At 66.9% G+C, this 23,521-nt stretch carries 17 protein-coding genes and 3 tRNA genes; 12 read left to right on the forward strand and 8 right to left on the reverse strand.

Going from position 1 to position 23,521, the window contains the following annotated elements; all coding sequences use genetic code 11:
* The first annotated feature begins 109 nt into the window (after window positions 1–109).
* Window positions 110–1,414 carry a cation:proton antiporter gene (locus tag ACFV4R_RS06990; RefSeq protein WP_377201685.1) on the forward strand — a complete coding sequence of 435 codons (1,305 nt, stop codon included), beginning with the start codon at window positions 110–112 and terminating at the stop codon, window positions 1,412–1,414.
* An 18-nt stretch (window positions 1,415–1,432) separates the two neighbouring features.
* Here ACFV4R_RS06990 and ACFV4R_RS06995 read toward each other — a convergent pair whose 3' ends face one another.
* Window positions 1,433–2,878 carry an NCS2 family permease gene (locus ACFV4R_RS06995; protein WP_377201686.1) on the reverse strand — a complete coding sequence of 482 codons (1,446 nt, stop codon included), beginning with the start codon at window positions 2,876–2,878 and terminating at the stop codon, window positions 1,433–1,435.
* Between the two features lie 111 nt (window positions 2,879–2,989).
* Between ACFV4R_RS06995 and ACFV4R_RS07000 the strand changes: the two genes are divergently transcribed.
* Window positions 2,990–3,610 (forward strand): copper resistance protein CopC, encoded by a 621-nt coding sequence (locus ACFV4R_RS07000; RefSeq protein ID WP_377201687.1) that lies wholly within the window; start codon window positions 2,990–2,992, stop codon window positions 3,608–3,610.
* Between the two features lie 47 nt (window positions 3,611–3,657).
* On the opposite strand, the gene ACFV4R_RS07005 is transcribed toward ACFV4R_RS07000, so the two are convergent.
* On the reverse strand, window positions 3,658–4,281 hold the full coding sequence (locus ACFV4R_RS07005) for an FAD-dependent monooxygenase (RefSeq protein ID WP_377201876.1): 624 nt from the start codon (window positions 4,279–4,281) through the stop codon (window positions 3,658–3,660).
* A gap of 431 nt (window positions 4,282–4,712) precedes the next feature.
* Between ACFV4R_RS07005 and ACFV4R_RS07010 the strand changes: the two genes are divergently transcribed.
* From ACFV4R_RS07010 to ACFV4R_RS07030, 5 genes are all read left to right on the forward strand, one after another.
* Complete coding sequence (locus ACFV4R_RS07010; RefSeq protein WP_377201688.1) at window positions 4,713–5,756, forward strand: universal stress protein; 1,044 nt, start codon at window positions 4,713–4,715, stop codon at window positions 5,754–5,756.
* A gap of 48 nt (window positions 5,757–5,804) precedes the next feature.
* Window positions 5,805–8,675, forward strand: coding sequence for a PEP/pyruvate-binding domain-containing protein (locus ACFV4R_RS07015; protein WP_377201689.1), 2,871 nt, complete (start codon window positions 5,805–5,807; stop codon window positions 8,673–8,675).
* Window positions 8,676–8,779: 104 nt separating this feature from the next.
* A complete protein-coding gene (locus ACFV4R_RS07020; RefSeq protein ID WP_377201690.1) occupies window positions 8,780–10,030 on the forward strand; it encodes an outer membrane lipoprotein carrier protein LolA in 1,251 nt (416 codons plus the stop codon).
* On the forward strand, window positions 10,027–11,058 hold the full coding sequence (locus ACFV4R_RS07025) for an ABC transporter ATP-binding protein (RefSeq protein WP_377201691.1): 1,032 nt from the start codon (window positions 10,027–10,029) through the stop codon (window positions 11,056–11,058). Before ACFV4R_RS07020 ends, ACFV4R_RS07025 begins: the two co-directional genes overlap by 4 nt.
* 73 nt (window positions 11,059–11,131) lie before the next feature.
* Window positions 11,132–11,929 carry an ABC transporter permease gene (locus ACFV4R_RS07030; RefSeq protein ID WP_377227106.1) on the forward strand — a complete coding sequence of 266 codons (798 nt, stop codon included), beginning with the start codon at window positions 11,132–11,134 and terminating at the stop codon, window positions 11,927–11,929.
* Between the two features lie 25 nt (window positions 11,930–11,954).
* On the opposite strand, the gene ACFV4R_RS07035 is transcribed toward ACFV4R_RS07030, so the two are convergent.
* From ACFV4R_RS07035 to ACFV4R_RS07050, 4 genes are all read right to left on the reverse strand, one after another.
* The gene (locus ACFV4R_RS07035; RefSeq protein ID WP_377201693.1) at window positions 11,955–13,454 is read right to left on the reverse strand and encodes a C40 family peptidase; all 1,500 of its coding nucleotides are present in this window, start codon (window positions 13,452–13,454) and stop codon (window positions 11,955–11,957) included.
* A 181-nt stretch (window positions 13,455–13,635) separates the two neighbouring features.
* Window positions 13,636–14,556: a cation diffusion facilitator family transporter gene (locus ACFV4R_RS07040; protein WP_377201694.1), complete on the reverse strand. Its 921-nt coding sequence runs from the start codon at window positions 14,554–14,556 to the stop codon at window positions 13,636–13,638.
* A gap of 10 nt (window positions 14,557–14,566) precedes the next feature.
* Window positions 14,567–14,995, reverse strand: a complete 429-nt coding sequence (locus ACFV4R_RS07045; RefSeq protein WP_377201695.1) for a metallopeptidase family protein — start codon at window positions 14,993–14,995, stop codon at window positions 14,567–14,569.
* A 9-nt stretch (window positions 14,996–15,004) separates the two neighbouring features.
* Complete coding sequence (locus ACFV4R_RS07050) at window positions 15,005–16,027, reverse strand: DMT family transporter (protein WP_377201696.1); 1,023 nt, start codon at window positions 16,025–16,027, stop codon at window positions 15,005–15,007.
* 126 nt (window positions 16,028–16,153) lie between these two features.
* On the opposite strand from ACFV4R_RS07050, the gene ACFV4R_RS07055 reads away from it, so the two are divergent.
* The gene (locus ACFV4R_RS07055) at window positions 16,154–16,837 is read left to right on the forward strand and encodes a DsbA family protein (protein ID WP_377201697.1); all 684 of its coding nucleotides are present in this window, start codon (window positions 16,154–16,156) and stop codon (window positions 16,835–16,837) included.
* Window positions 16,838–16,880: 43 nt separating this feature from the next.
* Here the strand turns inward: ACFV4R_RS07055 and ACFV4R_RS07060 are convergent, their stop codons facing one another.
* The gene (locus tag ACFV4R_RS07060) at window positions 16,881–17,915 is read right to left on the reverse strand and encodes a PHP domain-containing protein (protein WP_377201698.1); all 1,035 of its coding nucleotides are present in this window, start codon (window positions 17,913–17,915) and stop codon (window positions 16,881–16,883) included.
* 164 nt (window positions 17,916–18,079) lie between these two features.
* Here ACFV4R_RS07060 and ACFV4R_RS07065 point away from each other — a divergent pair.
* The 3 genes from ACFV4R_RS07065 (at window position 18,080) to ACFV4R_RS07075 (ending at window position 18,440) form a co-directional block, all read left to right on the forward strand.
* Window positions 18,080–18,152 (forward strand) — tRNA-Glu (locus tag ACFV4R_RS07065).
* Window positions 18,153–18,242: 90 nt separating this feature from the next.
* A tRNA-Asp gene (locus ACFV4R_RS07070) sits at window positions 18,243–18,316 on the forward strand.
* Between the two features lie 48 nt (window positions 18,317–18,364).
* Window positions 18,365–18,440 (forward strand) — tRNA-Phe (locus ACFV4R_RS07075).
* Window positions 18,441–18,707: 267 nt separating this feature from the next.
* On the opposite strand, the gene ACFV4R_RS07080 is transcribed toward ACFV4R_RS07075, so the two are convergent.
* Complete coding sequence (locus ACFV4R_RS07080) at window positions 18,708–21,173, reverse strand: polysaccharide deacetylase family protein (protein WP_377201699.1); 2,466 nt, start codon at window positions 21,171–21,173, stop codon at window positions 18,708–18,710.
* 670 nt (window positions 21,174–21,843) lie between these two features.
* Here ACFV4R_RS07080 and ACFV4R_RS07085 point away from each other — a divergent pair.
* The gene (locus ACFV4R_RS07085; RefSeq protein WP_377201700.1) at window positions 21,844–23,442 is read left to right on the forward strand and encodes a glycoside hydrolase family 68 protein; all 1,599 of its coding nucleotides are present in this window, start codon (window positions 21,844–21,846) and stop codon (window positions 23,440–23,442) included.
* The last annotated feature ends 79 nt before the right edge of the window (window positions 23,443–23,521 follow it).

Raw genomic sequence — 23,521 nt, forward strand, 5'->3', positions numbered from 1 at the left:
TCCGGAGCTGGGCGGGGATGGGGGCTATGGTGGAGCTCAATACCTTCCCACGGGGCCTCAGCACCTTGCCAGCGCCGGAAGGCCCAGCACGCCAAGGCCGGAGAGCACTGTGTTTGAAGCCCCCAACATCCTGTTTGCCGCTGCGGGAGTAGCCGTCTTCGTTGCGGCCGTGCTGCCAAAGCTGCTCCGCAACATGCCGTTTTCCATGCCAATGGTCTTCCTCGGTGCAGGCATGGCCGCGTTTGCCCTCATCCCGACGCTTCCCGATCCGGACCCTGTGGCGCACGGCGACTTTGTGCTGCACCTCGCCGAAATCTGCGTCATCATTTCCCTGATGGGCGCCGGCCTGGCACTGGACCGGCCGGTAAACCGCAGCGGCTGGGCCACCACCTGGCGCCTGCTGGGGATCGCCATGCCGCTATGCATCCTGGCACTGACCCTGCTGGGGCTCTGGTTCCTGGGGTTGGGGCTCGGAGCCGCGCTCTTGGTGGCGTCGAGCCTGGCACCCACCGATCCTGTACTGGCCTCCGAAGTGCAGGTAGGCGAACCCGCGGATGATGAGGAGGGAACCGACCAGGAGGACGAGGTGCGGTTCGGACTCACCTCCGAAGCCGGACTCAATGACGGCCTCGCGTTCCCCTTTGTCTACCTCGCGATCGCCATCAGCGTGGCCGGATCATCACCGTCGGCCTGGTTCCCCGAATGGTTTGGGCTGGATGTGCTGTGGCGGCTGGCCGCCGGCCTGCTGCTGGGCTTCCTGACCGGGAAGATGCTGGCCCGGCTGTTCTTTTCCGCGCGGACGGAAAGCCTGCGGCTGTCCAACCATTCGGAGGGTTTCGTGGCCCTTGCGGCTACATTCCTGGCGTACGGGGTGACGGAAATGGTGGAGGGGTACGGCTTCATCGCCGTGTTCGTCTGCGCCGTGACCATCCGGGCCGCTGAACGGACGCACGGCTACCACCGGGTGCTGCACTCCTACGTCGAGCAGCTGGAGCGGCTCATGACGGTGGTGATCCTGGTGCTCCTGGGCGGCGCCATTGCTCGTGGATTGCTGGTGCCCATCGGGTGGCCGGAACTGCTGGTGGCGCTGGCGTTCCTGCTGCTGGTCCGCCCCCTGGCCGGCTGGCTGGGGCTGCTGGGCGGCAAGACCGGACCGCGCGAGCGGATCGCCCTGTCCTTCTTTGGGATCCGGGGGATCGGCTCGGTGTACTACCTCGCTTATGCCCTGGGCAAGGGCCGGTTCACAGACCAGGCTGAGTGGCTCTGGGCCTTCATCGGCCTGGTGGTGGCGCTGTCCATTGTGATTCATGGCGCCACCACCTCACCGCTGATGAACCGGCTGGACCGGCTCCGCAGGAGGAAGGCCCGTGCCGTATCCGGGGACGAGGGAAAGGCGCCGACCACGCCTGTCTGAGTCCCGGCTAACTGCAGGTCAGAGCATGCCCAGGGCGGCCTCGATGGGACCGATGGCGAAGAACAGCAGGAACGCTGCGGCCACGGCCCACATGAGGGGGTGGATTTCCTTGGCCTTGCCCTGCACGGTCCGGATCAGCACGAAGCTGATGAAGCCTGCACCCAGGCCGTTGGCGATTGAGTAGGTGAACGGCATCAGGGCGAAGGTCAGGAACGCCGGGATGGCGATGCCCCAGTCCTGCCAGTCGATCTTGCCCACCTGGGACACCATCATGAAGCCAACCACCACCAGGGCCGGTGCCACGGCCTCGAACGGAACGAGGTTGATAAGCGGTGTGAAGAACATGGCCACCAGGAACAGCAGGCCGGTGACAATCGAGGCCAGGCCCGTCCGGGCGCCTTCGCCGATGCCCGCGCCGGCCTCAACGTAGATCTGGTTGGAGGACACGGACGCGCCGCCACCAACGATGGCGCCGAGGGCATCCACCTGCAGGACGCGGTCGACGTCGGGAATGTTGCCGTGCTCGTCCACCGTGCCGGCCTCGTTCGCCAGGCCCACCATGGTGCCCATGGCGTCGAAGAAGATGCTGAGCAGGATGACGAAGGCCAGGAGGGTGGCGGCCACGAAGCCCAGGTGCTCGAAGGCGCCGAATGGGTTGGCCTTGCCGATCAGGGAGAGATCCGGCGCAGCCCACTCGGAAAATGCAGGGGAAACCAGGGACCAGCCCTGCGGGTTGAACGGCTTGTCAGGCTGCACGCTGGGGCCGATGTGCAGGGTCATTTCCAGGATGACGGCCAGCACGGTGGAGGTGATGATGCCGATCAGGATGGCGCCCTTGACCTTGCGGACCACCAGGGCGATGGTGAGCACCAGGCCGAACACGAACACCGCGGTGGGCCAGCCGAGCAGCTTGCCGTCGAAGCCCAGGCCCACGGGGACGGTGGTCCCGGCGACGTCGGGGATGCGGCGGACGAAGCCCGCGTTCACGAGGCCGATCAGGGCGATGAAGAGGCCGATGCCCACCACGATCGCCGTCTTGAGCCCGTCCGGCACCGCTTTGAAGACGGCGGTGCGGAAGCCCGTGAGGACCAGGATGAGCATGGTCACGCCGGACAGCACCACCAGGCCCATCATGTCCGGCCACGTCAGGCCGGGGTTGGTGGCCACGGTGACCGCCACGAACGCGTTGACGCCCAGGCCGGTGGCCAGGGCGAACGGGTGCTTGGCCCATGCCCCCATCAGGATGGTCAGGATGCCGGCTACGAAGGCCGTTACGGCGGCCACAGCGGTGAACCCGAGGGTGTTGCCGCTGGAGTCCGCCCCGGAAAGGATGAGCGGGTTCAACACCACGATGTAGCTCATCGCGAAGAAGGTGGCGAACCCGCCGCGGATCTCGCGGGAGAGGTTGGAACCGCGTTCGGTGATCTTGAAATACCGGTCCAGGGCAGAGCCTTGCTTAAGCATTAGTCCTCCGGGGAAATGATGTGGGGATACCTGCATCCTATTGGGGAGGCGGCGGGACGGCCGCCAATTTCACCTAGTCTGTAAGGAAGCCAACACAAGGAGCAGTGCACCATGCGTCCCTTCCGCCATTTCCGCGCCCTTCTGCTGGGAGCCGCCGTCCTGGCCGCCTCGCTGGGCCTGGCTGGTCCGGCTGCCGCCCACGACGCCGCAGAATCCAGCAGCCCGGCCCAGGGCGCGTCAGTCCCGGTGCCACCCGGGAAGGTTTCAGTGACCTTCAACAACAAGCCGCTGGGCATCGGGGCGTCAATCTCGGTCAAGGATGCCGCCGGCGCCGAATGGGCTGATGGTGGCGTGGAAATCGTGGACAACGTGGCGTCGCAGAAGCTGCGCCCGGGCGGCCCGGCCGGTGGGTACACGGTGGCCTGGCGGGTGGTCAGCTCCGATTCGCACCCCATCGAGGGGACATTCACGTTCACAGCTGCCGCGGCGGCGGAAGGGGCGGGCGGAGCGGCCACAGGCGGTGCCAGTACGACGCCGGGCGGGGCCGTTCCGGGGGCTGGCACCGCCCAGCCCGGGGCCACAGCGCCTGCCGAACCGGCAAGCTCGGGGCAGCCGTTCCAGTGGAGCATCGTCATTTTTGCGGTGGTTGCGGTAGGCCTGCTGGTTGCGCTTGCCGTGATCGCCAGGCGCCGCCTTTCCGGCGGCGGCGATGAGGAAGCGGACGGCGAGTAGGAACCACGCCGCCGGGGGCTGCTGCCTCCGGCGCGTTCGCCAGGCCGCTAGCAGGGCAGCATGGCCAGGCTGCCCGTTGCCGGGAAGGCCGTGCTGTCCGGGTTGACCTTGGCGGAGATGGCCTGGCCCACGGTCTTGGCCTGGCGCAGCACCTCCTTGGGCGACGGCGTGAGCAGCTCTCCCACGCCCACCAGGTAGATGCCGATGGCACGCATGGCTGCGGCGAGGTTCCGGCCAACAGCGATGCCAAAGTCATTGATCATGCGGCGCAGCTGGCTCTGCGCGCAGCGGGTGAGGACAATATGGTCCGCCACCAGCACGCCGGTGGGGGTGTGCACTTCCCATTGCGGGCCAGCTGTGCTTTCCGGCCTGCCGTCTACCTGGGTCAGCTGCACGGCCCGGGTGCTGCGGATATCGACGTCGTGGCTGGCGGCGTAGTTGCGGAGGTGGCGCAGGATCTCGTTGCGTTCCTGGAGCGTCGCGGAATCCGCCGTGTCAATGCGCTGGAGTGAGGTGGTGACTGCTGGCAGCGTGGCCCCGAAGGTGTCCAGGCCGTCAACCACGATGGAGTCGATACCCCTGCGGCGCAGCTCGGCCGCCACAGCGAGTCCGGACAGCCCGGTGCCAATGATCACGGTGGTGGTCTGTTCGGTCCCGGCATTTCCAGGCATGTTTGACACTGCTGTTTCCCTCCTTCGACATTTCTGCAGGTGCTGGCGTCATCGCCGGCGGGCGCGGTCCCGTTGCCCCAAATGCAAGGCCGCACAGTGGTCCCGGGCAGCCGTCGAACGGAAGTTACTGTCGGCGTCCCGGACCAACAATGTCCAGAAGACTACAGAACAAATTCGCCCATGGATAGCCCAAAACGTAAACATTCTTCAGGCGCTGAACACGCTTTCCCGCAGGGTGTGGAAAAACTGTGGATAACCTGTGGATTCCGGGCCTGAGCAGGCTTGCTATGGTCCTTCGGACGCGGAATAGTGAGAACTGGAAGCGGTTCTTGTCCGCAAGTCTCCGGCAGCCGTCCGGGGGTGCGCGGAGAGGGTTCCACTTTCTGGCAGAATGGCCGGAACATCAGGCAGTAGCGCAAGGAGGCGGCCCCATGGGCGCACAAGAGTTGCATCCGGACCCGGCGCGGGATGGTGGCACGTCCGCCGCTCCCGAAGGAATCGTCGTGGGCGTGGACGGCTCCGACCATGGCCAGTGCGCCCTCGTATGGGCCGCGCGCGAGGCGCAGCGCCGGCGTCGTCCGCTGCACATCGTGACCGCGTACTCGGTGCCCATCTTTGCTGCCTCCGGGCTGGACGGCGGATACGCCACGGTGGACGATTCCGTCATCCGGGAGGGTGCGGAGGCCATCGTGAAGCAGGCCATGGAGAAGGTTGCGGGCTACGGCATCGATGTCAGCGCCTCAGTGGAGAACGGTGACGCCTCGGGTGTCCTGCTGGAAATGTCGGAAACCGCCGAACTCCTGGTCTTCGGGACCCGCGGCCGTGGCGGCTTTGTGGGACGGCTGCTGGGATCCGTGAGCAGCGCCCTGCCCGCGCATGCGAAATGCCCCACGGTCACCGTGCCCCTCATCTGCTCGGACCGGCTGGGTGAAACCACCGAGGACAGGCGCGTCCTGGCCGAGCAGGCCAAGTCCGGGCACCAGCTCGTGGAGAACGTGGTGGTGGTGGGCGTGGACGGTTCCGAGCAGGCCCGGGTTGCGGTCCTGGACGCCGCGGACCAGGCGGAACGCCTCGGCGCAAAGCTGAGGGTGGTGTGCGCCGTTCCCCAGTACAGCGGTTCTCTGGCCTGGGTGCCCGCGCCCATGGACCGCAAGGCGCTGTTTGCCGAAATCCAGGTCACGCTGGACGCCGGCATGGCCTGGCTGCGCAGCCACTATCCCGGCCTTGACGCCGAATCCGAACTGAAGGACGGTTCGCCCGTGGACGTTCTGGTGGGGGAGAGCCGGCACGTCGAACTGGTGGTCGTCGGCACCCGGGGACGCGGCGGGTTCACCGGCATGCTCCTGGGCTCCACATCGGACGGCGTGCTGCACCACGCCAAGGGGCCGGTCATGGTGGTCCCGGACCATGCGGATCCCCGCCTGGCCGACAGGCCCAGGTTCGGACCCATCCTGGGCGACGCCGACGCCGCCTGATCCCGCCGCGGCCGGGCCCGTCAGCTACGGATAGGTGGAGGCGCCATCATGCAGCATCCGGAATCTTCCCAGGGCGGCGGGCCGGCTGCCGCTTCCCGCGCGGACCTGGTGGTGGACCTGCGCCGCCTCAGCTCCGGAATGCTCGTGCGCGTGGGTGGCAAGGCCGCCAACCTTGGCGAACTGCTGTCCGCCGGGCTCCCCGTCCCGGAGGGCTTCTGCCTCACCACGGACGCTTACCGCCTGGTGACCGGGGTTCCGGGCGCGGTAAATCCGGAGCTGGCAGCGGTCCATGCGGCCCTGCGGACGGCGCAGGGCGGGCCAGGTCAACGGGACAGCGCAGCCCCGGAACCTCCGTCCCACGGGATTCCCGCCCCGGAAACTCCCGCGCCGGATAGTCCCGCGCCGGATATTCCCGCCTTGGCCGCGAGGGCCCGTGCCGCCGTCGTGTCCGCCCCGTTGCCGCCGGAGGTGAGCGCCGCCGTCGGACGCGCCTACGGGCAGATGGGGCCGGACGTGCCGGTGGCCGTCCGCTCATCGGCCACCGCTGAGGACCTGCCCTTTGCCAGTTTCGCCGGGCAGCAGGACACGTACCTGAACGTCGTTGGGGCCGCGGCGGTACTGGAAGCCGTCCGGAACTGCTGGGCGTCGCTGTGGACCGACCGGGCAACCACGTACCGGGCAAGCCTGGGCATCGATCCTGCCGAGGTGGCCTTGGCGGTGGTGGTGCAGCGGATGGTGGACGTGGAGACGGCCGGGGTGCTGTTCACCGCCAACCCCATAACGGGCCGCCGGAATGAGGCCGTCATCGACGCCAGCCCGGGCCTGGGGGAAGCCGTGGTGTCCGGCGCAGTCGATCCGGACCACTTTGTGGTGGACCCAGCGGCCGGTCGCGTCGTGGAGCGGCGGCAAGGCGACAAGAAGATCGCCGTCCTCGCCGTGCCCGGCGGCGGCACCCACACTGTGGACGCCATGGACCACGCCGGCTTCTGCCTTACCGACAGGCAAGCCGTGGATCTGGCCCGGCTTGGCCTGAAAGCGGAGCAGCATTTCGGAGCGCCGCAGGACCTCGAATGGGCCATCAGCCGCGGCGGCGCGCTGTGGCTCACGCAGTCCCGGCCCATCACCACCCTGTATCCCGTTCCCGGCCGCCGGGACGGCGCCCCCGGGACCCGGGCGTACCTGTGCTTCAGCCTCGCCCAGGGCCTGACCCGGCCCATCACTCCGATGGGCCGGGCCGCCATCCGGCAGATTGCTTCATCCGTGGCACGGACAGCGAAAATTCCCGTCACTGATCCCCGCGAGGGACCGCCGGCGTACGCCGATGCCGGGCAGCGGATCTTCATCGACTTCACCACCCCCATCCGCAGCACCGTGGGCCGGGCAATCCTTCCCCGCGTGTTCGACGTCATGGAAGCCCGCTCCGCGACAGTGATGCGGCGGCTCTTCGACGACCCCTCGTTCGGCATCACGCTGCGGACGCCCCTGCCGCTGCTGCGCCGCATCCTGCCCGCCGCAGCCCGTGCCGGTGTGCCCGAAGCAGTGCTCCGCGGGATCTTCCGCCCGAAGGCCGCGCTCCGGCGCCTTGACCGGTTCACCCGGGACTTCGAAGCCGCCCTCGAAATCGACCTGGGGGCTACGGCGCAAGCAGAGGGCGGACCCACAGCCAAGGACCGGTTGGCGCACGCCGAGGGCCTCCTGCAGCGGCGGCTGTTCACTATCGTTCCCGCCATCCTGCCCCTCGCTGCCCTGGGGTTCGGCATGCTGGGCGTAGCGGGAAAGCTGCTCGGCGGAAACCGATGGGATGACCTCCAGGGTGTGCTCCGCGGGCTGCCCAACAACGTCACCACGGACATGGACCTGGAGTTGTGGCGGCTGGCTGCGGCCATTCGGGATGATCCTGGGTCGCGTGCGTTCCTGGCAGGGAAGGGCGCCGCGGCGCTGGGAGCGGCCAACCGGGACGGCGGCCTTCCGCCACGGCTCGAAGCCGGGCTCAGCAGGTTCCTCGACAGGTACGGCCACCGCGCCGTTGCCGAGATCGACGTCGGCATGCCCCGCTGGTCCGACGACCCCGCCCATATCCTGGGGGTCCTGGCGAACTACCTCCGGCTGGAGGACCCGGACCTCGCACCCGACGTCCAGTTCAGCAACGCCGCCGAAGCTGCCGAGGCCCAGGTGCAACGGCTGGCTGCCGAAGCAGGCATCCGGGGGCGGATCCGGGGAGCCCTGGTCCGCGCTGCGCTGCGCAGGGCCCGGCTTTTCGCCGGACTCCGGGAACTGCCCAAATACCAACTGGTGCTCGGACTGGCAGAGGTACGCCGGCAGCTGCAGCATGTGGGGGCGGACCTCGAGGCGGCGGGCACCCTTGACCAGGCTGAGGACATCTTCTTCCTCGACTTCGCTGAGGTAAGCGAGGCACTGGACGTGGCCGCCGGAGCTGGCGCGGTAACCGGCCCTGGCCAAACCGGGGAACGGTTGCGCGCACTGGTGGCGGAGCGCCGGGCCGACTATGACAGGGAACTTGGGCGGCGGCACATTCCCCGGGTGCTGCTCTCCGACGGGACCGAGCCGGAGGCGGCACAAACGGCTGCCGGCGGCATCGCCGAAGGTGCCCTGATTGGCAGCCCGGCTTCCGCCGGAACGGTCACGGGAGTTGCAAGGGTCATCCTGGACCCTGTGGGGGCGCACCTGGAACCGGGTGAGATCCTGGTGGCGCCGTCCACCGATCCCGGGTGGACTCCGCTGTTCCTCACCGCGGGCGGGCTGGTGATGGAGATGGGTGGCGCCAATTCGCACGGTGCCGTGGTGGCCCGCGAATACGGGATCCCGGCGGTAGTGGGGGTGCCAGACGCCACCGGAAGGATTTCGACCGGGCAGGAAATCACGGTGGACGGCGGCGCTGGAACCATCGTGCCTTCGTAGTTTTCCTGCCCGGTTCCGTCGCGGCACAGCGTCGGTGGCGTCACTTCCCGGAGCCGGCCCGCACAGCCCGTGTGGCGGGACGCGGACAGGCGTAACCTTGAGCTATGGGCTCCGAGACCACGGGATCCGCCAAGGGCACCGACTCAACGTTCCAACTGCACGGCAACCGCCGCAGCGGCCGCCACTGGCCGCGGTGGCTGCCTGCCCTCGCAGCGCCGGTGGTGATCGCCGCCGCCGCGCTCGCAGGGACCCTGCCCGCAAACGCCGGTGACCCGCTCCCGCAAAAGACGCCCGCAGACGTGCTGGCCCTGGCAGCCACGCACCACCCCCAGGCCTTCTCCGGAACCATTGAGCAGTCCTCGGACCTGGGGCTGCCCGCCCTGCCCTCCACAGGTGCGTCCTCCGACCCCGCGTCCGCCGGAGGCGCCGCGTCCGTAGTCGAATTCCTTTCCGGACAGCACACCGCCCGCGTCTACATGGACGGCACCACCAAAGCCCGCATCCAGGTAGTGGACAAGCTTGCCGAACGCGACCTCATCCGCCGGGACGGCGACGTCTGGTTCTACTCCTCCAAGGACAACTCGGCCGCCCATCTGACCCTGCCGGCCCGCGCCGCCGACCTGCCGCTCGCCGCGCCACAGGCCCAAGGTGATGATCCCGCCACTCCCGCGCAGCCCGGTTCACCGTCGGAATCCATGATGCCGACGCCGGAGGACCTCGCCCGGCACCTGCTGGAGAAAGTGGACCCCACCACCGCCGTGACAGTGGGAGCCGATGTGGAGGTTGCCGGAAGGGCGGCCTACAACCTGCTGCTTGAACCCCGGTCCGAAGCCACCCTGGTGGGCCAGGTGGCCATCGCTGTGGACGGCGAAACCGGAATGCCCCTCGCCGTCCAGGTCACAGCGCGCGGCGCCGGAACGCCGGCCTTCCGCTTGGGGTTCACCGCCCTGTCCCTGGACAGGCCGGACGATTCCCTGTTCACGTTCTCGCCGCCTCCGGGCAGCACTGTGAAGGAACTGCAGGTGCCCGACCCCGGGCAGAAGACCTACGGCGGACACATCGCCGGCGGTCACAATTTCGGTGACCCCGCCGGCGACGGTAAGGGCTCCGAACATCCTTCAGTCACCGGGCAGGGCTGGGAAACCATCCTGCGTCTGCCTGCCGCGGCAGCGGGCGCACCGGCCGCCAATTCCTTCCTGGAGGATCCGTTGCTGGCCCAGGCCGCCGTCGTCGTTCCCGGCGGGCGGCTCGTTTCCTCGGCGCTGCTCAACGTGCTCATCACCGACGACGGCCGCGTCTTCGCGGGCATGGTTCCGCCGGACAGGCTGCAGGCCGCCGCTTCGGCGGCCCCGTGAACCCGGGCCCTCCGGACCCGGAAAGAAGCTACGGGCTGACCATTGAGACCCATGGGCTGACCAAGAAGTTCGGCCACCAAGTGGCCGTGGATGGCGTGGACCTTGCAGTGCCGCCCGGCTCCGTGTTCGGCTTCCTGGGCCCGAACGGATCCGGGAAGACCACCACCATCCGCATGCTCCTGGGCCTGGCGTCGGCCTCAGCCGGGACGGTGAACCTGCTGGGGATGGAGATGCCGGGCCGGTTCCACGAGGTGCTGCCGCGCGTGGGGGCACTCGTGGAGGGGCCGGCGTTCTACCCGTTCCTGTCCGGGGCCGCGAACCTGCACCGGCTGGATGCTGCCACGCGCCACACGGTGCCGGCAACCCGCCGGGCGCGGGTGGACCGCGCACTCGACCAGGTGGGCCTTGCCCATGCCGCCAACAAACGGGTGCACGCCTATTCGCTGGGCATGAAACAGCGCCTGGGGATTGCGAACGCACTGCTGTCTCACCGGGACCTGCTGGTGCTGGACGAGCCCACCAACGGGCTGGACCCTCAGGGCACCCGGGAAGTCAGGCACCTGGTGCGCTCCCTGGCACACAACGGCACCACCGTCTTCGTCTCCAGCCACCTGCTGGCCGAGGTGGACCAGATGTGCACGCATGCCGCCGTCATGAGCGCCGGGAAGCTGGTGGCCCAGGGTTCCCTCACCGAACTCCGCCGGGCCGGCAGCGCCAGGGTCCGCCTCCTCACGCCGGACGGGGGACAGGCGCGGAACGTGCTGGCGGGCCTGGGACTGGACTGCAAGGCCGGCGATGCCCAGCCGGGAGGGGAAACCCTACTGGCTGCCCTGGTGCCTGCCTCCGGTGCCTCCTCAGCACGGATTGACGGGTCCCCGCAGGCCAGGTCCGGGGAAATCCTTGCGGAGGACATCGTGGCGCAGCTGGTGGCGGCCGGGGTCCGGGTCCGGGGATTCGCCGTCGAACGCGAAAGCCTGGAAGACCGTTTCGTCGCCTTGACCGGGGAGGGGTTCGACGTTGCCCAATAGCATCCCGGCAGGCATCCCCGGTTCGGCCCGAACACAGAAAGTGGCCGTGCCGCGCTGGTCCGGGCTCTCATTGATGCAGTCCGAACTGAAGGTCCTGTTTGGTCGCCGGCGCACGTGGGCCCTCCTCCTGGCCCTGGCGGCAATTCCCATCCTTATTGCGGTGGCCGTGCGGCTCTCTTCCGGCGTCCCTTCCGGCCGGGGACCGGCATTCCTGGACCGCATCACGCAAAACGGGCTGTTCGTTGCCTTTACCGCCATGCTGGTCTCCGTGCCATTGTTCCTGCCGCTTACCATTGGCGTCGTGGCGGGCGACACCATTGCCGGCGAAGCGAACATGGGCACGCTGCGGTACCTGCTGGTAGCTCCCGCCGGGCGAGTGCGGCTTCTGCTGGTCAAGTATGCGGCGGCGCTCGCGTTCTGCATCGTGGCGCCCCTGACCGTGGCGCTGGCCGGCGCCGCGATCGGGGCTGCGCTGTTTCCGGTGGGGCCTGTCACCCTGCTGTCCGGTGATGTGATCCAGCCGCCGGAGGCCGCGGTGCGGATGCTGCTGATCGCGGCGTACATGGCGGTGTCCCTGGCCGGGTTGTCGGCCATCGGACTGTTCCTGTCAACGCTGACGGTGGTTCCGGTAGGGGCCATGGCAGCCACGGTGGTGGTTTCCGTGGTGTCGCAGATAGCCGACCAGTTGCCGCAGCTGGAGTGGCTGCACCCGTGGCTGTTCAGCCACTACTGGCTGGGCTTTGGCGACATGCTCCGGCAGCCGGTCCTCTGGGATTCATTCGGCAGCAACGCGCTGCTGCAGGCCGGCTACATCGCCGTGTTCGGTGCGCTCGCCTACGCCCGGTTCACCACCAAGGACGTCCTCAGCTGACCGGGTGACGCCCCTGCGTGGGTGCTCAGTACCTCGCTACATAGGGATGCAGCTGCATCCCGGCCATGGCACTGAGCTGGGTGACGCCGATTCCCTCCTGCGGGTTGAGTGCCTGCACCACCTGGCCGTTCCCCAGGTAAATGGCCACATGGTAGAAATCCGGTCCGGAGCCCCACACCAGGAGGTCGCCGCGGCGGGCCTGCGAGAGGGGTACGTGGACGGGAGCGGCAGCGTACTGCTGGCTGGCGGTCCGGGGAAGGTACTTCCCGGCGGCAGCGAAGGCTGTCTGCACGAGCCCCGAGCAGTCGAAGCCGTTGGGTCCCGTGCCGCCCCACTGATAGAAGTACGGCGAACCCACCTTGCCGAGCGCAACGGAGATGGCCGTTTCGAGGGTGGCGCCGCCGGTAGTTGGGGGAGCTGGCGCGGGTGCAGGAGCCGGGGGAGCCGGGGCAGGAGCCGGAGGAGCGGGGGCGGGTGCAGGGACTGGGGCAGGAGCGGGTGCAGGCGCCGGAGCGGGTGCAACGGGGGCGGGCGCCGGTGCCGCAGGAGCGGGCGCCGGAGCAGGGGCCGGGGCAGCTGGGGCCACGGCTGCGGGCGCGGGCGATGATCCGCCCTGGTTGGCTCCTGTTTCACCAGGGGGTACGGTGCCCTGGGAATTGGGTGTGGCGGCTGCTGCGTTCGCCGCCGCCGTGACGGCAGCCAGGCGCGCTTCCTCGCGCTGCCGTTCAAGCCCGTCCACCCGGGCTGATTCGAGCTCCACGGTCGTGTTGCGCAACTGCGCGAGCTGGTCCACCAGGACGGTCCGCCGGGCACGGGCATCCGCCACGGCCGCGGCCTGGGCGGCGTTGGCCTGCTCGGCGCCGGTTTTCCGTACCTCGGCGGTCCGGGCCGCCTCATCAGCTGCCTTTGTGGCGTCTCCTGCCGCAGCCGTCAGGGTTTGCGATGCGGTGGAAGCAGCATCGGCCGCCTCGAATGCGCGGCTGCGGCCGGCGGACAGCGCCTGGAGCGTTGCGGCCTGCTGCAGGCTTTCGCCGGTGCCGCTGACCAGTGTCCCGAGCGTAGGGTTCAGGCCGCCGTTCCGGTAGAGATCACCGGCCAGCTGTCCCACCTGCTTGCGGGTCTTGTCCTGCTCCGCCTGCGCGGCTGCTGCCCGGGCGGCGGCCACGGACGCGGCCTCCGACCGCTGCTGCAGCTCCACCAGTGCCTCGCTGTAGGAGTTGTTTGCCTGCATTGCCACAGCGAAAGCCGCCTGCTGGGCGTCCGAGGCGTCCCCAAGGATGCGTTCGATCGCGGCCACCTGGTCTACTGTTGCCGCTTCGCTGGCCTTCGCCGCAGCAATGTCCTCAGGCGAGGGAAGGGCGGGCGCCGCTGGAGCCGGCGCGGCGGGGAGGTGCGGGCCGGGGGCCGCCGCTGCGGGCAGTCCTGAGGATCCAAGAAGTACGACGGCGGCGCACAGCACTGCCGCTTTCCGGCCGGACGCAGCCCGGAGCCCGGGCAAAAGCGATGTAGGCAGAAACCTCGACATGGGCTGGAACCTCGCAGCGGTTGGGGCTGGGAGTGAGGTCCTGGTGGTGACACGGAGGTACGCCTCGGCTGCTCGCCAGCAGTCCGAGGTTACGTCACCCGTTGCACAGAAGCAACAGCTGTCACATCAATAACACTAATCACAGCAGTGTCATTACAGCCGCAGGTTGTGCGGCGTGTTGTCAGGCGTGCTGGCGTTCCTCGTGTTCGGAGTGGCTGGCCGGCTCAAGCTGGAAGGTGCAGTGGTCGGTGTCAAAGTGGGAACCCAGGCAGGTGACAAGCTTGTCCAGCAACTGGTCGGCGCCCCGGGCGTTGAGGACGCCGTCCTCCACCACCACATGGGCCGAAAAGACCGGCACTCCGGAGGTGATGGTCCAAATATGGATGTCATGTACGTCAGTGACGCCGTCCACCGAAAGGATGTGTTCGCGGATCATCTGCACTTCCACACCCTTGGGGCTGGCCTCCAGCAGCACGTCCACCACATCCCGTAGCAGGCTCCACGCCCGCGGCAGGATCATCAGCGCGATGACCACCGAGGCGATAGTATCCGCCGCCTGATAGCCGGTGAACATGATGACCACGGCCGCAACGATCACGGCGAAGGAGCCCAGCAGATCCCCCAGGACTTCGAGGTAGGCGCCGCGGACGTTGAGGCTTTCCTGATGGGCGCCGCGGAGGATCAGCAGCGAGACCAGGTTGGCCACGGCGCCGAGGATGGCGGCGAAGAGCATGATGTCGGTGTGGACTTCGGGCGCGGATCCGATCCTGCGGATGGCCTCGGTGAAGATCACCACGGAGATGACAATCAGGATCAGCGCGTTGGCCAGGGCGGCCAGGACTTCGGCGCGCTGGTACCCGTAGGTCCGCTGGTCGCTGGCGGGCCTGCCGGCTATCCAGGCGGCCAGGAGGGCGATCGTGACGCCGGCGGCATCGGACAGCATGTGGCCGGCGTCTGCCAGCAGGGCGAGTGATCCGGACAGGATGGCACCCGCCACCTGGATCAGCACCACGCTCAGCGTGATCGCCAGGACGGCCACCAGCCGTTTGCGGTGCCGCCCGGTGGCGGTGATTCCGTGCGTGTGGCTGTGGTCGTGTCCCATGCCTACAAGGCTAGCCCCAGCCGAGCTCGTGCAGCCGCTCGTCCGAAATGCCGAAATGGTGCGCGATCTCGTGGACCACAGTCACCGCCACCTCGTGGATGACGTCCTCGCGCGAATCACAGATTTCGAGGATGGGTTCACGGAATATCGTGATCCGGTCGGGCAGTGATCCGGCGTCCCACCAGGAATCCCTTTCAGTCAGGGGCACGCCCTCGTACAGGCCCAGCAGCACGGTGTCCGGGTCGTCTCCCGGCCTCGGTTCGTAGTCGTCATCAATGAAGACGGCCACATTGTCCATGGCCCGCGCCAGCTTCGTGGGGATGCTGTCCAGGGCGTCGGAGACGGCGGCCTCGAACTCGTCCGGGGACATGGTGAAACCCCGCGGTTCGTGCGGGCCCTCCGGGATGATGGGGAGACCGGGCGGAAGGCTTGCAGGCATACCTCGACTTTAGTCCCGATTGTCCCCCGGGACGGCCGGGTTTCGCGCGGAAACGCCTCCGGCAGCGCCACCGGCACCGCCGCGGCGGGTGCGGGTCCGGCGGCGCGTCAGGCTGACGCCCACCAGGCACACCAGCCCGCCCACCAGGCCCCAGGCTGTGGGGATCTCGCCCAGCAGGAGCCATGAAATCAGCACCGTAGTTCCGGGGACCAGGTAGGTGGTGGCCGCCAGCTTTCCGGCATCCACCAGCGACAGCGCGTAGGCCCAGGTGGTGAAGGCGATTGCTGTGGGAAAGATCCCCAGGTACACCAGCCCCGCGGTGGCCGCGGGCGGTGCGGCCTGCACCTCGGACACCAGCTGCCCGGCGAAGGGGAGGCAACATACCGCGCCCACCAGGATGCCGAACCACGTGGCCTGGGCGGCGGGAAACTTCCGCAGCACTGGCTTCTGGATGATGACGCTGACTGCGGCGAGCACCGCGGCAAGGAGGCAGAGGAGCACGCCGGCCATGTCCGTCGTCGCGCTTTCCTCTGGCCGGCCGGGCGCACCGGACCCCAGCGCGATGAGTGCGACGCCGGCGAAGGCGATGGTGCTGCCAATGAGCAACCAGCGCGGAAAGCCTTCCTTGAGGAAGACGCCGGCCATGATGGCCACCAGGATGGGATTGACGTTGATGAGCAAGGCGCTGGTACCTGCATCGAGGACATGCTCGGCGGCATTCAGCGCCACGTTGTAACCACCGAACCACATCACCCCATACGCCAGGATGGGCCACCACTCGCGGCCCCGCGGCACGAGGCGCGTTTTCAGTATTTTCGGCAGCGCCACGGCGGCGAGTACGACGGCGGCAATCGCCAGCCTGCCCAGCGTCAGGGAGCCGGGGGAGAAGTGCGGGCCGATGGCGCGGATACCCACGAACGCCGAAGCCCACAGGACCACGGTGACCGCCATGGCAGCGATTCCCAGGGCCCTGACCGGGGCGGCCGCCGATGACGCCGAAGCGGGGCTGCTGACAGGGGTAGTGGAGGGCATGAGCCCAATCTAGTCGCGCAGGCCGGGCCCGGGCTGGCGGAAATCGGCCACGTCTGGCCAACTTCCTGCCAAAGTGGAGCCGGCCGTGGGATGGGGTGGTTTCCTGCCTCGGCTAGGATGCCAAACATGGTCTCAACCCCTGCCCCACCCCGTGATACCGCACGCCTCGTCCGGACAGTGATCTGGATTGTGCTGGCACTCGCCGTCATCGGTGGAGTGGCCTGGTACGCCGTGTTTGCCGTAAATCAGGAGCAGAAAGCTGCCCCGCCGGCGCCGGGGCCCGAACAGCTCGTCCGGGAAAACAGCTACCGCCTCACCGCGCCGGAGGTGGAAAAAGCTCAGTTGGTGGAGTTCCTGGATTTCGAATGCCCCGCGTGCGGGTCCATCCATCCCGTAGTGGAGGAGCTCAAAGCCGAGTTTGGCGACAGGATTACCTTCGTGAACAGGCACTTCCCGCTGGCTGCCCACGCCAACTCCGGCCAGGCGGCGCTCGCTGCCGAGGCCGCAAGCCAGCAGGGCAAATACCAGGAAATGGCCAGCAGGTTATTCGACACCCAGCCGCAGTGGGCCGGGCAGCAACAATCGCAGGCTCCCTTGTTCCGCACGTACGCTCAGGAACTCGGATTGGACCTGGCGCAGTTCGATGCAGCCGTGGCTGACCAGGCAACCGAAGAGCGCGTCCTGGCGGACATTGCCGACGGCGAGGCGTTAGGCGTCCACGGGACGCCCACCTTTTTCCTCAACGGGGAGAAACTGACGCTCACCACCAAGGCCGATTTCCGGCAGAAACTTGCCGACGCCGTCAAATAAACGCAGCACGTCAACGCCGGCAATGTAACTGACTGGCAGAGGTTCAGGTGGCCGCCCAGTCAAGGAGCTTCTCCACCGGCCAGGTGGTGATGATCCGCTCCAGCGGCACATCATTGCGTTCGGCCCGCTCGGCCCCGTACTGGAGGAAATCCAGCTGCCCGGGCGCGTGCGCGTCGCTGTCGATGGAAAACAGGCAGCCTGCTTCCAGGGCGAGCTTGATCAGGTCATCCGGCGGGTCCTGCCGCTCTGGCCGGGAATTGATCTCGACGGCCACGTTGTTCTCGGCGCAGGCGGCGAATATTTCCTTGGCATCGAATTCCGACTGCGGCCGCGTACCGCGCGAGCCTTCCACCAGCCGGCCCGTGCAGTGGCCCAGGACATTGGTGTGCGGTGCCAGGATGCCGCCGAGCATCCGTGCGGTCATGGTTTTACGGTCTGCGCGGAGCTTCGAGTGGACGCTGGCCACCACGATGTCCAGCCGGTCCAGCAGTTCCGGGTCCTGGTCCAGCTCACCGGATTCCAGGATGTCCACTTCGATGCCCGCCAGCAGCCGGACCGTGCCGTCCTGCGGGCCGCCGTTCCTGTTGCCGCTGTTGATGGCGTCCACCACGTCGAGCTGTTTCGCCAGGCGTTCGGCGGAAAGGCCGTTGGCGATGGTCAGGTTGGGGGAGTGGTCGGTCAGGGCCAGGTACTCCCGGCCCAGAACCTCCGCGGCGGCAACCATCACTTCAATGGGGGAGCCGCCGTCGGACCATTCGCTGTGGCTGTGCAGGTCGCCGCGCAAGGCTTTTCGGACGGCGGCTCCGCCGGCGGCCAGCGGCTGCGCGCCCTTCTCGCGGAGGTCGGCGAGGTAGTCCGGAACGGATCCGTCCACCGCTTGCTGGATCACCTGGAAAGTCCGGTCGCCGATGCCCTTCATCGACTTCAGCCGGCCGTTCCGCGCCCGCGCGGCCACTTCTTCCGGTGGCAGCGCGCTGATGGCGGCGGCGGCCTTCCGGAACGCCTGGACTTTGAAGGTGGCAGCGCGTCCGCGCTCCAGCCAGAAGGCGATCTCGTTGAGCGCTGCGACGGCATCCATCAGTCCATCTTCGCCCGTTCTTCATGTTCAGGCACGGGTTTTTCGCCGATTTTGGATAATCGCAGAGTAGGCCCTATAGTTGTTGAGTCCAGTTCGGAGAAACGCAAAGGACAAAGACGGAAAGCCCCGCTTTACGCCTTTTATTTTGTTCCGAACGGGTTCTGGCCCCCATCGTCTAGCGGCCTAGGACACCGCCCTTTCACGGCGGCGGCACGGGTTCGAATCCCGTTGGGGGTACGCAAGGAACTGGTCAAACAGGCAAAAAATGTCTGGTAGGCTGGAAGCCTTGAAAAAAGCAGTAGAGATACTGTGAAGCAAGAAAAGCAAGGCCCTGTAGCGCAGTTGGTTAGCGCGCCGCCCTGTCACGGCGGAGGTCGCGGGTTCAAGTCCCGTCAGGGTCGCTCTGGTTGTCGGAAGAAATTTCGGCGGTCATGGTGATGTGTCACCTAGGCTCTGTAGCTCAGTTGGTAGAGCGTTCGACTGAAAATCGAAAGGTCACCGGATCGACGCCGGTCGGAGCCACCACTGGGAAGCACCAGTTCTGCGGAACTGGTGCTTTTCTTCTTTAATCACACTTTTGGTAGTGGACTTCTGGAGTTCCGGGAGTCAGTCCCGGAATTGTTCGCGCATCCGAGCTTTCAACGGCCCGATTGGCGAACAAGCGCCAGACGTATGACCGCCTGAGCGTGTAATTGCCCCGCACATGGCTGCTCCCCGGCTGCCGATCCTGATGATGGGTCCGGCTGCCGGGGAGCAGTTCATATGCTCAGTGTGACTGGCTTCCTGCGTCTGTCAGAGGAAATATCCCGAGACGTCTGCGATCAGATGCGTGGTGCCCGTTGAGCTGTTGGTGAGGTTGACCTTGCCATCCGGTCCCAAGGGAACAGTGACGCTGTTCGGGACAATCTGCCCGGCGGCGTAGTTCACGTTGGAGGCATTCGGCAGTGACGATCCGGACGGGTAGGCCGTGACGAATCCGTTCCTGGTCGGATTGGCCACGGTCAGGTTGAAGATGGTGGCAGAGGCCGTTGCCGGAACCCCGCTGACCGTGCCGATCTGGACCGAGATGGTGCCGTTGGCGGCCACCGGGCTGCCGGACCTGGTGTCCAGGAAACGGGTGGGCGCAATCGGCTGGAACATGCCGGGAAGGGTTACCGGACCTGACATGTAGTAACCGGAAACGTCGGCGATCAGGTGCGCGGTACCGGTGGACTCGTTGTACAGCGACACCTTTCCGTCCGCTCCCACCGGAACCGTGACCCTGTTGGGGACAATCTGGCCCCTGTCGTAGTTAAGGTTGGATGCCGTGGGAATGGACGTCCCGGAGGCGTAAGCGGTGACAAATCCGTTGGAGGTGGAGTTGGCAACAGTGAGGTTGAAGGTCACTGCCGAAACGCCTGCCGGGATGCCGCTGTTGCCGCCCACCTGGAACGACACGCTGCCCTTTGGTGCCACGGGGGTTCCCGTGTTCCGGGTGTCCAGGAACCTCGCCGGTGCTACTGGGCGGAAAGCTCCACCTGCAACAGCTGTTCCTGCCGCGTAGTAGCCGGAAACGTCCGCAATCAGGTTGGCGGTGCCAGTCGACTCGCTGTAAAGCGTGACCTTGCCATCGGCGCCCACCGGAACCGTGACGCTGTTGGGGACTGTTTGCCCAGTGTCATAGTTCAGGTTGGAAGCATTGGGCCGTGTGGTGCCCGACGCGTAGGCCGTGACGAAGCCGTTGGACGTTGGATTCGTAACGGTCAGGTTGAAGGTTACGGCTGCAACGTTCGCGGGGATGCCGCTGTTACCACCAACCTGGAACGACACCGTTCCCTTTGGACCGACGGGGCCGCCGCTGGACCGGGTGTCGAGCAGGCGCACCGGCGCCATGGATTGGAAGGCCCCCGGGTCGGGGACATACTTGGTCAAGCTGTAGTCGTCGGTCACGAGTGTTCCGGCGCTGAACATCGTCAGCGACAGCGTCATGGCGGTGGCTCCTGCCGGGACCGGCGGCGAAGTCCACGTGGCTTGGGTAAACGTTGACGCTGGCCCGAAGTAGGGGCTCGATGTCCAATAATGCCAGCTACCTGTGCCGGTCCTGTAGTAGATCTCGAACTGGGTGTTGGCCGTCGACGTGTACCAGGCAGACATCGAGTACCGCTGCCCCGGTGTCACGGTGGGGGTGCACTGACCCGTATCCTGCGGGGGCAGGATCTTGGCGTTCCCGCTCTGGTAGGAGGACACCACCACCTGCTGGGCGGCGGTGCCCGTGTGGGCTGCCGTCACCGTGCTGTAGGTGTAGGTGTTCGTCCCAAATCCACCAGGAACCCAGCAGTATGGGGCATCCCCGGCAATGGGGCCCGCTGTTTCGAAGCCCGGGTTCCGGATGAGGTTGCCTGACGTCAGTGGCGCCGGCGGCTGCGGCCCCGCGGTGTTGTTCTTGACCGCGCCGCCGATCACCTGGTCCACCGTCTTGACGATGACCCGCCCGGCGCTTTGCTCAGCCGCCAGGAAATCGATAAGGGCCCGGAAGTTTGCGGTGGTCACGGAAAGAGGTTCTGTGTCCACGCCGATGTGGTGGAACGTGTACTGCATCCAGCCGCCGCCCGGCTGGGCCTTGAGGGTCAGGTCCTCCAGGTTCTGGAGGGTCCACGTGTTGTCGATCTGGTCCGGCGCCTTCGTAAGGAACGGGTCCGCAGGAGGCATGGTCTCGGCCAGCGGGAACGTTTCGGTTCCAGCGATGTGGCTGGCAATGTCGCCCAGGCCCCGGGCGCTGTTGTAGCCGCAGGTGTTGGCGATGCCTTCGATGGCCGGAGTCGACGAGGCGTACGGATAGGCGAAACTGGTAATGCGGAAGCCCAGGTCCCTCAGGCTGATCCGATCATTGCAGATCTGCCGGGTGACCTCAGCGGTATCGGCGAACGCAAGGTCGGCGTGGGTGACGCTGTGGCCGCCGATCTCGTTGCCGGCTGACTGCAGGGCAAGGGCCTGGGCCGTTGACATGTAGGCGGCATCAGCATTGAGGAAGCCGGAGGGAACATAGAACGTGCCCTTCAGGCCCTTGGCATTCATATACGCCGCGGCACCGAGCTGGTCCGCATGCGCGTCATCGAAGGTCAGGGTGACCACCACGGGGTCGGCCGCATGGGCGGCCGGGGCGAGGGCTACAGTGCTGACAAAAGTCGAAAGGACCAGCAAAGCTGTTCCCGCCGCGGTGGCAGCGGTCCGGCCGGTTTTGAATGTTTCCCGGAGCCGGCGCCCGGAAAACGTGGGCATACTCCAGCGGCCTTTGGCCGGTGGAGGGGCTTTTTGCAGAGCCTGGCCTTTCGGGGCGCGCTGCATTAATCGTTCCATGCGAATAACTCGATTCAGAACAGCGGCTTGCCGGCCCACCCCCTACCCGGAATGGCCCGATCGAAACCGGAACGGGCATTTGTTGTCTGCCATCCCAGCCTCTGGCTGGCCGACTGCTCCCAAAATATATTCGCTGGGTTAATGCGGCATGAGTGCCCGCTACCTGTCTTTGGCGCCGAACCACTCTATCCACCCTCGTGCTGCCCCCGCGGGCCGGGGCTGCCGTGTCCGCCGTGACAGGGGTACCGCACAAGGATTTGTCAGACATCTGAAACATTTGACTGTGAAAAATCGTTGTGGCACGCGCGCGCCTTGAATTGCGTAAGCGCTTGCATAAATGAGTCGAACTAGGTTTTCGAGCGCCGACACACGTTTTGTCATGTGCTCCAGGCCCTGCCTAGCGTTGACACCGGCCCGGACATCGCCCCGATGTCGCCAGGGCCCGCTTCGGGACTCCACCCAGGTCCCGCCCCCGTTACAAAGGCGTCCCTGACGACGCCTGCCGTGTCGCCGGGGGATCCGCCGGAGTGCGGGGAACCAGGGCATCCGCCCGTCTTCCACGAACAGTTTGAACTCCGCGAGAAGAGCAAAAATGCACAAGCACCCCCAATCACCCCGGAAGCTGCGGTGGCGGACCGCCGCCGCAGCCCTGGCGGCCTCTGTTGCTGCCTCGGCCTTCCTGGCCGTCCCCTCGGCGCAGGCCAACGAACCCGCTGACCCGCCGGCCGCCCAGCAGCTCCCGTCGCCTACGCCCGGCTTCCCCCTCCCCACCAAGCACACCCAGCAGGCTGTTGACCCGGCGTCGGACTTCACCTCGAAGTGGACCCGTGCGGACGCCAAGCAGATCATGGCGCAGAGCAACCCTTCCGTTGCGCCGGGCCAGAACTCCATGAGCCCGGACGTCACCATGCCGGAAATCCCTGAGGATTTCCCCGACATGAACGACGACGTCTGGGTCTGGGACACCTGGTCCCTGACGGATGAAAACGCCAACCAGATCAGCTACAAGGGCTACGACGTCATCTTCTCCCTGGTGGCCGACCGCCACGCAGGCTACGGCTTCGATCAGCGCCACTGGAACGCCCGCATCGGATACTTCTTCCGCAAGACCAACGCCGATCCGGCCAAGGACAAGTGGAACTACGGCGGACACCTGTTCCTGGACAACACGTCCATCGGCAACACCGAATGGTCCGGCTCCACGCGCCTCATGCAGGGCAACCAGGTCAACGTCTTCTACACCGCCACCACGTTCCACGATGTGGCAGAGCGCAACGCCGGAGGCGGCGGAATCGCTCCCGACGCGGCAATCGCCAAGGCACTGGGCAAGATCCATGCCGACAAGAACGGCGTGACGTTCGACGGCTTCCAGCACACCAAGCTGCTGGAGCCGGACGGCAAGCTGTACCAGAACAAGGCCCAGAACCCGGGCTTTGCCTTCCGCGACCCGTACACCTTTGCTGACCCGGCCCACCCGGGCAAGACCTACATGGTCTTTGAAGGCAACACCGCAGGTAACCGCGGCGACTACCAGTGCAAGGGCGAAGACCTGGGCTACCAGCCGGGTGATCCGCACGCTGAGAGCCTGACCGATGTCCAGAACACCGGCGCGCACTACCAGACCGCCAACGTGGGCCTGGCCGTCGCCGACAACAAGGACCTCACCAAGTGGTCCTTCCTGCCGCCGATCCTGTCCGCCAACTGCGTCAACGACCAGACTGAGCGCCCGCAGATCTTCATCCAGAATGAGAACGGCAAGAACAAGTACTACCTGTACACAATCAGCCACCAGTTCACCTACGCGGACGGCATGCGTGGTCCCGACGGTGTCTACGGCTTCGTTGGCGACGGCATCCGCTCCGACTACCAGCCGGTCAACAACAGCGGCCTGGCGCTCGGCTCACCCACTGACCTGAACCTTCCGGCCAACAACCCGAGCGGAACCATCTCGGGCCAGCAGAACGGCCGGCAGTTCCAGGCCTACTCGCACTACGTCCAGCCCAACGGCCTGGTGCAGTCGTTCATCGACAACGTCAACGGCGTCCGCGGCGGCTCCCTGTCCCCGACCGTCAAGATCAACTTCAAGAACGGCGTGACCCAGGTGGACCGCAGCTTCGGCCAGAACGGCCTTGGCCCGCTCGGCTACCTGCCCACCAACAAGCGCGTTGGCGGCGAAGGCCACTACAAGTAAAAGACCGCGGCACCTGCCGCTCCGCCGCCTGCTTCAGGCGGCACCGCTCAGGCGGGGATGTCCTTGGGGGCCTCCCCGC

It is taken from the genome of Pseudarthrobacter sp. NPDC059871, assembly GCF_042731175.1.
In the GTDB taxonomy this organism is placed as follows: domain Bacteria; phylum Actinomycetota; class Actinomycetes; order Actinomycetales; family Micrococcaceae; genus Arthrobacter.